The 14,182-nt window shown below is 49.6% G+C and carries 9 protein-coding genes; 7 read left to right on the top strand and 2 right to left on the bottom strand.

Going from position 1 to position 14,182, the window contains the following annotated elements; translation table 11 throughout:
* Window positions 1-235: 235 nt before the first annotated feature.
* The 3 genes from BLV87_RS19190 (at window position 236) to BLV87_RS01965 (ending at window position 6,220) form a co-directional block, all read left to right on the top strand.
* Window positions 236-2,452: a S8 family peptidase gene (locus BLV87_RS19190; protein ID WP_175517809.1), complete on the top strand. Its 2,217-nt coding sequence runs from the start codon at window positions 236-238 to the stop codon at window positions 2,450-2,452.
* 82 nt (window positions 2,453-2,534) lie between these two features.
* Complete coding sequence (locus tag BLV87_RS01970; protein ID WP_093064856.1) at window positions 2,535-4,799, top strand: WD40/YVTN/BNR-like repeat-containing protein; 2,265 nt, start codon at window positions 2,535-2,537, stop codon at window positions 4,797-4,799.
* 194 nt (window positions 4,800-4,993) lie between these two features.
* Window positions 4,994-6,220 (top strand): trypsin-like serine peptidase, encoded by a 1,227-nt coding sequence (locus tag BLV87_RS01965; RefSeq protein ID WP_217629913.1) that lies wholly within the window; start codon window positions 4,994-4,996, stop codon window positions 6,218-6,220.
* Window positions 6,221-6,241: 21 nt separating this feature from the next.
* Here BLV87_RS01965 and BLV87_RS01960 read toward each other — a convergent pair whose 3' ends face one another.
* Window positions 6,242-7,171, bottom strand: coding sequence for a histone deacetylase family protein (locus BLV87_RS01960; protein ID WP_093065110.1), 930 nt, complete (start codon window positions 7,169-7,171; stop codon window positions 6,242-6,244).
* A gap of 93 nt (window positions 7,172-7,264) precedes the next feature.
* Here BLV87_RS01960 and BLV87_RS01955 point away from each other — a divergent pair, with 93 nt between their 5' ends.
* From BLV87_RS01955 to thiE, 3 genes are read left to right on the top strand one after another with little or no spacing between them, the layout of a single operon-like run.
* Window positions 7,265-9,976: a bifunctional acetate--CoA ligase family protein/GNAT family N-acetyltransferase gene (locus BLV87_RS01955; protein ID WP_093064852.1), complete on the top strand. Its 2,712-nt coding sequence runs from the start codon at window positions 7,265-7,267 to the stop codon at window positions 9,974-9,976.
* The gene (gene thiD / locus BLV87_RS01950) at window positions 9,970-10,776 is read left to right on the top strand and encodes a bifunctional hydroxymethylpyrimidine kinase/phosphomethylpyrimidine kinase (RefSeq protein ID WP_217629912.1); all 807 of its coding nucleotides are present in this window, start codon (window positions 9,970-9,972) and stop codon (window positions 10,774-10,776) included. The genes BLV87_RS01955 and thiD overlap by 7 nt, the downstream gene beginning before the upstream one ends.
* Window positions 10,773-11,411, top strand: a complete 639-nt coding sequence (gene thiE / locus BLV87_RS01945) for a thiamine phosphate synthase (RefSeq protein WP_342719185.1) — start codon at window positions 10,773-10,775, stop codon at window positions 11,409-11,411. The genes thiD and thiE overlap by 4 nt, the downstream gene beginning before the upstream one ends.
* Here the strand turns inward: thiE and BLV87_RS01940 are convergent.
* A complete protein-coding gene (locus BLV87_RS01940; protein ID WP_093064850.1) occupies window positions 11,326-12,822 on the bottom strand; it encodes a hypothetical protein in 1,497 nt (498 codons plus the stop codon). The two genes, thiE and BLV87_RS01940, sit on opposite strands and share 86 nt — an antisense overlap.
* Window positions 12,823-12,890: 68 nt before the next feature.
* Here BLV87_RS01940 and hemL point away from each other — a divergent pair, with 68 nt between their 5' ends.
* On the top strand, window positions 12,891-14,171 hold the full coding sequence (hemL, locus tag BLV87_RS01935; protein WP_093064848.1) for a glutamate-1-semialdehyde 2,1-aminomutase: 1,281 nt from the start codon (window positions 12,891-12,893) through the stop codon (window positions 14,169-14,171).
* Window positions 14,172-14,182 lie beyond the last annotated feature (11 nt).

Raw genomic sequence — 14,182 nt, 5'->3', positions numbered from 1 at the left:
TTTTGTTTTGTTTTGTTTTGTTTTGTTTTGTTTTGGTGGGTGATGATTGTCTCTTTGTTTTATACTTTCAGTTAATTGAGATTCCTCTTTTGGTTTTTTATTAAGTTTTGATGAGATTTAACTCTCACTAAGCAATCAACGATCATGTGAGTTTAAGGGGTTTGTTATGTCCAGAAGATTCTTGTGGGCTTTATGCCTATGTGTGCTTGTCAATTCTGTTTGGTCTTCAGCCGCTATGGCAAACAATAAAATGGTGGCAGCGCCGTCTCAAGACCAAAAGATTAAACAGCTCATTATTAAATTGCGCCCGAATGCATTTAGTTATCTTGGGACTGCGAGTATACCGACGGTTGTGACGCAAATTGCTCATATGGCAACGGCTCAGCAACCCACTTATAAACGTGCGATGTCGGATAATGCACATGTTTTAACATTGCCTTACGAGATGACGTTGGCAGAAGCGATAGATTATGCCCGCAAGGTTAAGGCAGATGCTAATGTGGAGTATGCTGACCCTGATATTTGGTTATACCCTAGTGCGGCGGTAATACCTAATGATACGTACTATTCGCAGCAATGGCATTACGGTTCACCGAGTGTCAATAAAGGTGCTGCTAATTTACTTCTGGCTTGGGGGGTAACTAAAGGTTCTAATAGTGTGGTCGTCGCAGTGGTGGATACGGGTTCATTGAACCATGTGGATTTAAACAGTCGGTTTATCGGGGGGAGTGCTGCTAAATCGGGTTATGATTTTATTTCTGATGTGACTAATGCTAATGATGGTAATGGGCGGGATGCAAATCCTTCTGATCCGGGTGATTGGACGACAGTAGAGAGCAGCAGTTGGCATGGCACACACGTGGCTGGAACGATTGCTGCGGAAAGTAATAATTCACAAGGTGTCACTGGGGTAGATTGGAATGCCCGTGTTTTAACTGCTAGGGTGTTAGGTAAAAATGGCGGTTCGCTATCCGATATCGCCGATGCAATACGCTGGTCAGCCGGTGAAACGGTGTTAGGGGTGGTTAATCCTAATCCGGCACGGGTGATTAATATGAGTCTTGGTGGTTCAGGGGCTTGTTTTACGGTTTTTCAGAATGCGATTAATGCAGCAGTTTCCCGGGGCGCGACTGTTGTGGTTGCAGCAGGAAATTCCAACGTTAACGCAAGCAATGCCACGCCAGCTAATTGTAAGAATGTAGTGGCAGTGGCAGCCGTAGATAAAAGTGCCCATAAGGCATCGTTTAGTAATTACGGCAGTGTAGTGGACATTGCTGCTCCGGGGGTTAGCATTCTTTCAACCTTGGACGGGGGGACAACCACCCCTAAGAACAATAATATTTATCAATTCTATCAAGGCACAAGCATGGCAGCGCCTCATGTTTCAGGGGTCGCCTCCCTGATGCTTGGTGCGAATATCAATTTGCGCAACGATACAATTCCACGTGCCAGTGTACCGGTTTTGCTAGAAGCTAAGCTACGTGCTTCCGCCCGCCCCTTTCCGAGCGGCAGTAGTTGTGTGAACCGTTGTGGGGCTGGCTTGTTAGATGCGTATCAGGCTGTGTTGGCTGTCACGACTAAACCTGTTGCGAATGCGGGGTCTGCTCGGACTGTGAGTGCTGCTACAACGGTTATTCTGAACGGTAGTGCCACAGACGATAGTTTCGGGGGGCAAATTAAAGCCTATCTGTGGACTCAGGTTTCCGGCACTCCGGTTACATTGAGTAGCAGAACCATTGCCCAACCTAGGTTTACAGCCCCGACGATGGGCGGTGTTTTACGTTTCAGTTTGGTAGCTACCGATGATACGGCTCTCGTCAGTGACCCTAAATACGTGGATATAATCGTCACGGCGAGTAGTACTAAGCATAATTTGACCGTGACTAAATCTGGAACGGGTAATGGTACGGTAGCCAGTAATCCGGCTGGTATTAACTGTGGTACTGCCTGTGTGGCGGCTTATACACCGGGGACTAATGTGACGCTGACGGCGACACCTGCGTCTGGTTCAGTGTTTATCGGCTGGAGCGGTGTCTGTACGGGGGGCGCATCGACTTGCACGGTGTCGATGTCAGCAGCAAAAACAGTGAAAGCGAATTTCCAAAAGTCTTCTGCCTGCCAGTCGACAGTTGTCGTTGGTAGTGTAGCCGATGGGGTGTGGCAAGCTGGGTGTACCTCTGTGCTTAAAGGTAGCTCACATTATGGGAGATACCATACGTTTACTTTAAGTGCAGCAAAGACAGTAACTATTGATCTGGTTTCCGCCCGCGATACTTACTTGGTATTGCGTTCTGGCGGAACGACTTCCGGTGGCGTGCTTGTTCAGGACGATGACGGCGGTAGTGGTTTTAACTCGCGTATTGTCAAAGCACTGAGTGCAGGTACTTATACTATTGAGTCCACCACAGCGATGCCCAGTGAAACGGGTGCATTCTCTTTAATCTTACGCTGACATAAAGCCTCTGCCACGTACAAATAATGACGTGGCAGAGATATTGTTCATTGTGCTTGAAATGGTTAAGAGGATAAAACACATGCTTAAGCGTTACTTAATGTATTGGATTTGTAGCCTGTTATTCTTGACACCTACTGTCATGGCACAAGCTTGGAAATCATCTACGCCGGGAGCAGGGGGATGGTATGAAGCAGTGGGAGTTGGTTCTGATGGGGTATTGTTGATTGGCAGCGATCTTAGCGGTGCTTATATCAGTAAAAATAACGGGCAAACATGGGATATTATCGGTGCTACTAAAGGGGTAAAAGCTACGCATATTTCGGCAGTCGGTTTCCATAACACTGATGCCAATATTTTGTTATTAGGGTCAGATAGCGGTATTTTTCGTAGTACGAATAAAGGCGTCAGTTTTTCTCACGTATTGCCAGCAGCATCTTATATTACAACTATCCAGTCTGCGCCTAGTTCATCGGCAATATTGTATGCGGCAGGTCACAGCACATACAATAAAGCTGATGCATATATCTATATGAGTACGAACAGTGGGGCGACGTGGATAAAGCAAGCAAGTGGATTATCAAAAATCAGAATTCAAAAGTTAGTTGTTCACCCGACTAAAGCTAATGAACTTTATGCTGTATCAGCGCCTGATCGTTTTGTACCTAAAAGTGCAGTTAACCAGAAGATTTATAAGAGCGTAAACTCAGGGAAAACATGGCAGGAGTTTGCACCTGCACTCAAAAAAACAGTTTTTGATTTTGGGCTGGTTAAAGCTAATCCTAATGAGATGTATCTATCCACTGATGTAGGCGTTCTGTACTCTGCTAATGCAGGTGTTAGCTGGAGTAATACAGGATTGCCACCTGAATATGACTATTATGGTAAAAATGTCGGTTATTCTTTATGGTTACCAACGACTGCAAATGGTCAAGTAAAAGTTATTAGTAATGCATTGACCGTATGGGGTACAAAAAATGGCGTGTGGTTGGCTAATAAATCAGGTGCTAAATTCACATGGAAGTCAACTACCCCTGTTACCAATAGCATTGGTGCTAAATCCACTTGGGAAACACCAGATTATTGGCATTATGCAGAACGCGGGGTCGCTGACTTGCTGACAGGTTTTTATCATAATGGCGAGAGCTTACGAACAATGGCTACTGACCCACGTAATGCTAACCGAATAGTTATGGTGAATGATCAATGGGCATTACAAAGTAATGATAATGGTAAAAGTTTTAATAACCTATTCACTAAACCAGTTGGAACAGCCTGGGCATCACGCGGTTTAGAGAATGTTAATGTTTATACTGTGGCGGCTAGTCGTTGGACTGCTAACAATATTCTATTCGCGGGTTATGCCGATATTGGTTGTTGGCGGAGTTTGAATAGTGGTACTAGCTGGGAAAGCTGCCAAGCACCCGAAAAGGGGTGGGATGGCGATTATGGCGGTAATACCTCGACCATCAGTATTGACCCGTCTCGCCAAGGCGTGGTTTGGGCTGCGATGGGGAAATCGGTGGAGGGTGCTATGAGCTTAATGCGCAGTAATCAATCCGGCAAGTTTGATTCATGGAGCACCAGTATGAACGGGATACCGAATGCTGATGCTACCCTTATGTTTGGCTTGTCTGTTGACCGTAATAGCCCCGTTAACCAAAGAACACTATTCGTTACCGCTAATGGCAATGTGTATCGCAGTCAAGACGATGGCAAAAATTGGAAAAAGGTATTGGATTGCCGTAGCCGTACTCAGCAGCAAAATGGGGTACAAGCTTATTGCACCTCAACTGCCGTTGATTATTTTAATCGTAATTTGGTGTATGCCGCAGGGAGTGCCGGTGTATTTACGTCACAAGACGGTGGGAATACATGGAACTTAACGAATTCAGCGCGAATGACTACCGCCGTGTCGCTTGCAGCGTTATTTAACCCGCATGGTGCTGGACGCTATTTTGTATCCAACATCGTTGCTGACCCACTGACACCAAATCAAGTTTACATTGCCGTCTTTGATCAGAAAAATGCTACGAATTTAGGCGGTATTTGGATGGGTACAAAAGGTAGTAATTGGTCTAGGCTTTATAAGAATCCTTATTTACGCCATATTGTCGCATCACCGTACAAAAAAGGCGAGTTATTAGCGCTTTCATCTCATGCTTACACGGATGGTGGTTATTCCTCCCAGTCGGCAGGTGTGTTGCAGTTTAATCCTGTGAGTAAAACGTGGGATGTTTTGAATCAAGGGCTGGCTTTTAATAATTTATCCGCTGTTGCCTATACTGCCAATGTTGGGCGCATCGTGATTGGCACAATGGGGCAGGGCTTGATGAAAAACTGGTGAATTGAGCCTTAATAAAGGTAAGCGGATGATTTTTGAAAATAGGAAAAAATTCATTTGGTGTGATTAACGTAAGGAGGGCTGTAAATGTATTCTGGTGAGGGGGAATACGACCGTATGTTATAGAACGTAACACAATAAAAATATTTACTTTCGATTCACTTAAGTCGTTTATATTTACTTGTGAGGAAATGATTATGAAACTTAGTATTTTAACTGTTTCATTGGTGCCTGTATTAGCTATTGCCAATGCTTCTTCTGTCGCTGGCAATGTAGCAAATGATAAAGATGTTATGGTAACAACAACCTATAACAGTATGCTGAACGCGAATGCGGTGAGTACACCAGTACCGTATAAAAACCCGTTGCCTGTACCAGATACGTCTGCGGTATCTCCTTTGTTTGGGGATAGCCAGTCAGGCACCCAAGGTGCTATGGGCGATAAAAAAGTGTCAGCTGTTAATAACGATATGTTAGAAGGGCAGGCATTTGGGTCATTTGGCGTGCCTTACACTTCTGCAAGGGTGTCCCATAAACACACGACAAAAGTTGCTGCCACTAATGCGGGTTATTTAAGTGCAACTTTCCCTTACAGTGCAATTGGGAAATTAACGTTTAACGTACCCGGTGGTGCCGCCACTTGTTCGGCAAGTGTTATTCGCCGTGGTGTTATTGTAACGGCGGCGCATTGTATTCAAGACGTTGGTTCAGGTAATAATACCTTTACCAATTTCCGTTTCACGCCCGCGACTTACAACGGTTCAACACCTTATGGTACATGGACTACGCTGGGTTTTGTGCGCCCTGCAAGTTGGGCAAATGGCACAGACGTTGGTAGTGGTTCTGTACGTGATAATGACTTAGCTGTTATGTTGATTGGTAAAAATACATCGAATCAATTTATTAAAGATGTAGTGGGTGGTGCACTGGGCTACGGATGGAATAACTACTCGTTTACTAGCAGTTCACGCACTGGCAATCTTACTACAGCAGCGGTATCCACATTGGGTTATCCCGGATTATTGGATGCAGGTAGAATCATGCAGCGTACTGATGGCCCTGCTTATTTAACAACGATCGCTGGTTCAGGACAAATTTACTCCGGCAGTGATTTGACCGGCGGTTCCAGCGGCGGGCCGTGGATTGTCAACTTTGGTTATCAAGATCCTGCAAGAAGTGGTGGGGCTGCAGCAGGTACTTCTGCTTTGCGAAATGTGGTCATTGGTGTTACCTCATGGGGATCCTCTAACCCAAATACCCCAAAGGATAATTATGCCTCACAGTTCCGCCAAAACTCCCGTTACCCCAACGCTTCCTACGGAACGTATGGTGCAGGCAACATCGGCTCGCTATTACAGACTTTGTGTACCGCCAAACCATCCGGCAGCACTAAAACGTATGCCCAGTTGGGTTATTGCAGTTAATCAAAGCACCCGTGAGCGGTGTCAGTGAAATTCTGCCAATTCTTTGATATGCGCTGTCACCGCCCGACCCAGCGGTGACAGTTCATAGCCGCCTTCCAAGCACGACACCACGCGACCTGCGGCAAATTCCTTAGCAATCTGGCACAACTCTTTGGTGATCCAAATGTAATCACGTTCCACCAAATTGAAGCCACCCATATCGTCTTCCAGATGCGAATCAAACCCGGCGGAAATCATCACCAATTCCGGCTTAAATTCACGCAAGGCTGGCAGCCAACTGGCTTCCACCGCTTCACGCCACGCCGCCCCACCGGTTCCGGCAGGCAGTGGTAAGTTGCGAATATTGGGAACATCAGTATCCGCGCCGCTAAACGGGTAGAACGGATGCTGGAAAGATGAAAAAAACATTACCTTGTCATTGCCACTGAAAATCTCTTCCGTGCCATCACCGTGGTGTACGTCGAAATCAATAATCGCAACACGTTCAATGCCATACACCTCAATGGCATGAGCAGCGCCAACCGCGACATTGTTGAAAATGCAAAAACCTGCCGCACGGTTACGTCCGGCATGATGACCCGGTGGGCGAATCGCGCAAAACGTGTGTTTGTGTGAGCCTGCCATTACCAAATCGACTGCCATTACCACCGCACCAGCGGCGTGTAAAGCCGCATCCAACGAATGCGGATTCATGCCGGTATCACCGTCCAGCATGGTGTGACCTTCGGTAGGCGCGGTGGCATACACCCGTTCCACGTACTCTGCATCATGCACCCGCAACAGGTGTTCGCGCTCGGCACAATGCGAATCGTAATGGCGTGAAATCCAGTCCACACCTGACATAATCATGCGGTTGTTAATGGCATCCAGACGTTCCGCACATTCGGGATGGTGAGGTGAGCCATTATCGTGCAAATGGCAATGGGAATGGGTAATTACAGCGACGGTCATATTCTTTTCACACAAATCAGAGTAAGATATGTTGCAATGCAACAAAAGCCGATTTCCGCGCTTTTGCAACTGTTTATCATAGAGGTTTTGGCCATGAGCCACCATTACTTAAATCAATTATTTGCCCCGCAAAGCGTCGCGGTATTCGGTGCGAGTGAGCGGGAAAAAGCCGTGGGAACCGTGGTGTTCCAGAATTTATTGTCCGCAGGGTTTAAAGGGGCGTTATACCCCATCAATCCCAAACACACGGAGATTCAAGGTCAAGCAGCTTATCCGACTTTAGTCGCGTTGAACAAGCCGGTTGACCTAGCAGTGGTGGCAACGCCTGCTGCGACTGTCCCTAGTATTATTCGCCAATGTGGTGAACACGGGGTCAAGGGTGTGGTGGTGCTGTCCGCTGGCTTTGCTGAAGCGGGCAATCGTGGGCAGCGTTTGCAAAAAGACATTACCGATATTGCCCGCCAATACGCGATGCATATCATTGGCCCGAATTGTTTGGGGATTATGCGCCCCTCCGTCGGTTTGAATGCCACGTTTAGCCGTAATCAGGCGCAAGCCGGTAATCTGGCGTTGGTGTCACAATCCGGGGCGATGTGTACCGCGATTTTGGACTGGGCCGCTACGCAAGGTATTGGCTTTTCGACCGTGATTACCTTGGGCGATACGGCGGATGTCGATTTCGGCGATACGTTGGATTATCTGGCGCTTGATCCCAAAACCGACAGCATTTTGCTGTATGTGGAAGGGATTCACGATGCACGCGGTTTTATGAGTGGCTTGCGCACCGCTTCGCGCATGAAGCCGGTGATTGTGTTGAAAGCGGGGCGCTATGAAGAAGGTTCGCGTGCAGTAATGTCGCACACGGGTGCAATTGTAGGCGGCGATGATGCCTTTGATGCTGCGCTGGAACGTGCCGGTGTGGTACGCGCTAATACCATTGCGCAATTGTTTTCGGCGGCACAAATCCTTTCTTCCGGCATTCGCGTGCAACAAGACCGCTTGCTGATTATCACCAATGGCGGCGGCCCTGGGGTGATGGCAACCGATCGAGCGGTGGAAATGGGCTTGCGCATGGCAGAGGTTTCGCCCACCACGTTGGCAGAGTTGAACAAGGTATTACCATTTACTTGGTCGCACGGCAATCCGGTGGATATTCTTGGTGATGCTGACCCGGAACGTTATGCTGCTGCGCTGAAAATCTGTATGCAGGATGACAATCTCGACGGTATTCTGGTGATGTTGACTCCGCAAGCCATGACAGACCCCGCCGGAGTCGCCGCCACGGTGATCAACATTTGTGACACTAGCAAAAAAGGCAAGCATTGCAAGCCGATTCTCACCTGTTGGATGGGTGAGCAACAAGTGGCAGCAGGGCGCAAGCTATTGGCAGAAGCTGGTATGCCGCATTTCCGTACCCCGGAAGCAGCGGTGGAGGCGTTTGCTTACCTAACCCAATACCGCAGTAATCAGAAATTGCTGATGCAAGTTCCCCCTTCCGTGCAGGAGCAAAAAACCGAACCGGATGTTGATGGGGCGCGGTTAATCATCGAAAGCGTGCTGGCAGAAGGGCGGCGAGCGCTGTCCACCACCGAATCCCGCGCGATTTTGTCGGCGTTTCGTATTCCCGCGTTGCCGACCATTTTGGTGCGCAGTCCGGCGGAAGCGTTGGTGGCGGCGGAATCCTTGGGGTATCCGGTGGTGCTGAAAATCAGTTCCCCCGATATTCACCACAAGTCGGATGTGGATGGCGTGCGCCTCAACGTTGCCAGCGCTCACGCGGTACGCAGTGTTTACCAAGAATTGCTGGAAACCACGCGCCGTAATTTGCCAGAAGCGCGGATTGATGGCGTGACCGTGGAAAGCATGTACCACAGCAATTCCTCGCGTGAACTGATGATCGGTGTGGTACGTGACCCGGTATTCGGCCCGGTGATCAGTTTCGGCATGGGTGGTACATCGGTGGAAATTCACCGTGATCGCGCCGTGGCATTGCCACCGTTGAACGATTACATGATTAAGAAAACCGTGTGCCGTACCCGTGTGGCGCGTTTGCTGGGTAAATTCCGCAATATGCCGCCGATCCATTTCGATTCCTTGTGGAAAGTGATGCAGCGCGTCTCGGAAATGGTGTGTGAATTACCAGAAATAGTGGAAATGGACATCAATCCACTGATGGCAGATGCTAATGGTGTGGTGGCGGTGGATGCGCGTTTCATTATCAACTACCCGCCGACCACGGCGCGGCGTTATGATCACATGGCGATTCACCCCTACCCGAATGATTTGGTGAAGCGTCTGCAATTGCCAGATGGCACGGATATTGTGATTCGCCCGATTCGCCCCGAAGACGCCGAAATGGAGCAGGAATTCGTGCGCAACCTGTCAAAAGAATCGCGATACATGCGTTTCATGCAGGCATTGCGCGAACTCACGCCCGACATGCTGGTGCGTCTTACGCAAATTGATTATGACCGTGAAATGGCGTTTCTGGCACTGACCCGCCAAGACGGGCAGGAAGTGGAAATGGGGGTGGCACGGTATGCGATTAACCCCGATAAAATGAGCTGTGAATTTGCGCTGGTGATTGCCGATGAATGGCAAAACCGGGGTTTGGGTGGTTTGATGATGCAAACCTTGATTGAGGCGGCGCGGGCAAAAGGCTTGCGCACCATTGAGGGCGAGGTATTGCCGCATAATCACGGGATGCTGAAATTGATGCAGCGTTTGGGGTTCACCCGTCATCAGGATGGGATGGACGATGGTGTCGTGATGGTGAGTAAACGTTTAGGAGATTCCTGTTGCTAACAGAGCATAGCGTTGCATTGGCAGTGCCGGTGGTAATGACCTTGGCGGGGCATGACCCCACGGGTGGGGCAGGCATTCAGGCAGACAGCGAGGCGATTGCCAGCCAAGGCTGTCATGCGGTGAGTGTGATTACCTGTTTGACGGTGCAAGACACCTGTAATGTGCAACGCATTGAGCCGCTGGCAGATTATTTGATTGAGCAGCAGGCAGAAGCGTTATTGGCGGATATGCCGATTGCGGCGTTCAAAATCGGTCTGCTGGGCAGTGTGGAAGTGGTGCACGCAGTGCATCGCATTCTGTTACAAGCACCGGATGTACCAGTGATTCTTGACCCTGTGTTAGCGGCAGGTGGTGGGAAAGACTTTGCCAATGATGCATTGTTAGGGGCAATCCGCGAATACTTATTGCCGCTGACGACCTTGCTGACGCCGAATGTGCCGGAAGCGCGGCAATTGGCAGTGATGGGGGAATCGTTGGATGAACAGGCGTTTGCGTTGCTGGATCAGGGCTGTGAATACGTGTTGCTGACCGGAACTCATGCCGCAACCGAGCGCGTGGAAAATGCGCTGTATGGCGATGGCAAGCGTTTGCGCACTTGGTTGTGGGAACGGCTACCGGAAACTTACCACGGTTCGGGGTGTACACTGGCAGCGGCTTGCGCGGCGAATCTGGCGAAGGGGATGGAGATGAGCAAAGCGGTGGCAGCGGCGCAGGCGTATACGTGGGGCAGTTTGCAGGCGGGGCGGAAGATCGGGCGCGGGCAGTGGCTGCCGGATCGGTTTTATTGGAGGCAGGCATGATGCAAGGACTCTACGTCATCACCGACGGCTCAACTGGCGAAACATTGTTCAGCAAAGTCGAACAAGCCCTAGGCGGCGGTGCAACTATTGTGCAATACCGCGACAAAACCACCGATCAAGCACGGCGCGAACAAGAAGCGGCTGCTTTGCGCTCACTCTGCCATGCCCACCACGCACTATTCATCATCAACGATGACGTGGCATTAGCGCAAGCGGTGCAAGCGGATGGTGTGCATGTGGGGCGCGACGATGCCGTCGTGAGTGCTGCACGGGAGGTTTTAGGTAACACCGCCATCATCGGCGTGTCCTGCTATAACCAGCTACAACTGGCACTGAATGCAGCAGAGCAGGGCGCGGATTACATCGCCTTCGGCAGCTTTTTCCCCTCATCCACCAAACCGAATGCACCCCACGCTACGCTAGAATTATTGTGCCAAGCGCGTCAGCAACTCGCCCTACCCATTTGCGCTATCGGTGGCATTTCGCTGGAGAATGCCCCTAACTTGCTGGTAAACGGCGCGGATATGCTGGCGGTGATTGCTGATGTGTTTAATAGCCCGGATATTGCCCATCAGGCGAGCCGCTATCAGGCACTGTTTCTTGAGAGTAGAGCGGCATTCCCGCCTCATCATTAGGGTAAGTCGGCATTGCTGGTGGTAGGGTAACACTGATGATATTTAGTGCATCTTGTAACACTGTCCGTATCTCTGGGGGCAGATTGGATTGTTTAAACTGGTTTTCCAGACGTTGACGCAAAGCGGTATGTTGTTGCAGTTTCGTGATCAGGCGTTCACCTGCTACTGATGCCCCTAAAATCATGGCGGTTTGTTCTACTACGTTATTGCTTTCGACAATGCGTTGGTAAAATTTGTCAGTAGCCTGTTCGCGGTGTTTGAGTATTTCAATGGCATAAGCTTGATTGCCGTATTCGTAGAGGCTGTAGCGGTCTTGCAGTGTGGGTGGGGGTAAATTGCTTTCCAAGTATTGCAAGAGTAATTGCCGTTGTGGGTCTGGTATTTGCGTGTTGACAAGCGTATCACCCGAATAGGCAGCATTTTCCATAAAAACGTTAGAACTCAACAGTGAGATCATGTTTTGGCGTTGTTGTGGTGTCATTGGGGTACTGTTGATGTCGCGAAGTAAGCTGGCAAGGTCAGAGTTAGGATTGGTGAGTTTTTGTTGTTGCAGGCGGTAAGCAAAGTATTGGTCAGGGGCTATTTGCGCTCGTAAGGTTTCTAGTTGCTGCCAGAAGTCAGCGTTAGAAACTAGCCGGTGCCCATCTTGAGACATGGTATGGTAAACGTCAATATAGGCGTTTAACACCTCTGAGTCTGTTTCTTGGGGGAGTTGTTCTTCCAAAAAAGCTTTGATACGACGTTGACGGGGTGTGGCCTTATGAAAGGGTTGGACAGTGTTGCCGTCATTGTAATTCGTTTCTGCGGGTAACAGGATGCTGAATGCTAAGCTGGAGCGTGCGGTACTGGTGTGTCCGCCATTGCTTAAGGCGGTGAGCATGTCTTCAAACAGTGCGTCGTCTAGTGAATAACTGATGAGACTGATCGCTTGCAAACTGGCAGGATCTTCTAACCCTAATGCGAGTGCTTGTTCCCATAAAAACCGTTGGGTTTGGGGTTTGGAAATACCTTCTGCTTTGCGCACCAGTGTTTCGAGACGCTGTGATAAGGCATCAAGGTGGGGTTGATAGGTTTGTTGTAAGGTTTCATCCACCGGTTGGTAAGGATCAAAGGGATTATAGAGCAGTCGTTGTAGTCCAGATATTTCTTGCAGGAGACTGGCAATTTCATTGAGAAGTGTCGTCAATGTTAGGGATTGTATGGAGTTAGCGTGTGATGTAGTAGCGGGGGGATTCAGAATGTCGGGTGGTAAAGCGGGTGTAGATAAGCTAGCAACGGTGGTGTTAAGGGGGGCTAGTTCGGTGGTGCTTGCTGAAGGGGTCGTGACCGGAGTATTTGACTTGCTTTGTAAGTAAGCCAAGGAAATAACAAATATTGCTAATAATCCAAAACCCAGTTTGTAACTGTTCAAGTGATCGCCTCTCGCGTAAGATTATAAGCCTTTCCTGTTAATCGTCAATTCTGCCAAGGATGCCAGCCGTGACCCGTTCTGAGACTTTATTTGAGCAAGCCAAACATTCCATTCCCGGTGGGGTCAATTCCCCGGTGCGGGCTTTTCGTAGCGTCGGTGGTTTCCCCCGCTTTATTGCCCGCGCTCAAGGTGCCTACATGTGGGATGCGGACGGCAATCGCCTGATTGATTACGTGGGTTCGTGGGGGCCAATGGTTGCCGGTCACGCACACCCCGAAGTGGTCGCTGCTGTGCAAGCGGCTGCGGTAGATGGCTTGAGCTACGGTGCACCTACTGAGTTGGAAATCACCATGGCAGAGCGTATTTGCGCCATCATGCCTTCCATTGAAATGGTGCGGATGACCAGTTCGGGCACGGAAGCCACCATGTCGGCGATTCGCTTGGCACGCGGTTTTACCGGGCGTAATTTCTTGGTCAAGTTTGAGGGGGGCTATCATGGTCATGGCGATTCGTTGCTGGTGAAAGCCGGTTCGGGTGCATTGACTTTTGGACAACCAAGTTCCCCCGGTGTTCCAGCGGAATTGGCGCAATACACCCTGACGCTTGACTATAACAATAGCACACAGGTGCGCGAAGTGTTCGCGGCGCGGGGGCATGAAATTGCCTGCATTATCGTCGAACCCGTTTCCGGCAATATGAATTGCATCCCGCCTCTTGACGGCTTCCTCGAAACCTTGCGCGAAGTGTGTGATCAGTCGGGGGCGGTGCTGATTTTCGATGAAGTCATGACCGGCTTTCGGGTGGCATTGGGTGGGGCGCAGCAGGTGTACGGCGTGAAGCCCGACATTACCACGCTGGGTAAAATCATCGGTGGTGGGATGCCGGTCGGTGCGTTTGGTGGCAGGCGTGACATTATGGAACATTTGTCGCCATTGGGTGCGGTGTATCAGGCTGGCACCTTATCCGGCAACCCGATTGCAATGACAGCGGGGTTGAAAATGCTGGACATCATTGCTCGCGACGATTTCTACGCAGAACTCACCAGTAAAACCACGTATTTGTTAGAAGGTTTACAGCAAGCCGCCGACGCTGCCGGTTTGCCGTTTATTACCCAGCAAGTGGGGGGGATGTTCGGTTTGTTCTTCACCACGGAATCGCGCATTGACACTTACGCGCAAGTGACGCAATGCAATATTCAACAATTCAACCGCTTTTTCCACGGCATGTTAGACCGGGGCGTGTATCTCGCGCCGTCGGCGTATGAAGCGGGATTTGTATCCAACGCCCATACTCAAGCCGATTTGGATGAAACCATCGCCATTGCTAAAGACGTATTTGCCAGCTTATAAGCGGTAAGGAA

The organism is Thiothrix caldifontis (genome assembly GCF_900107695.1).
GTDB classification, from domain to species: Bacteria; Pseudomonadota; Gammaproteobacteria; order Thiotrichales; family Thiotrichaceae; genus Thiothrix; species Thiothrix caldifontis.
Note: the sequence above shows the minus strand (reverse complement) of the source record. Positions and strands in the feature narration are given on the sequence as shown.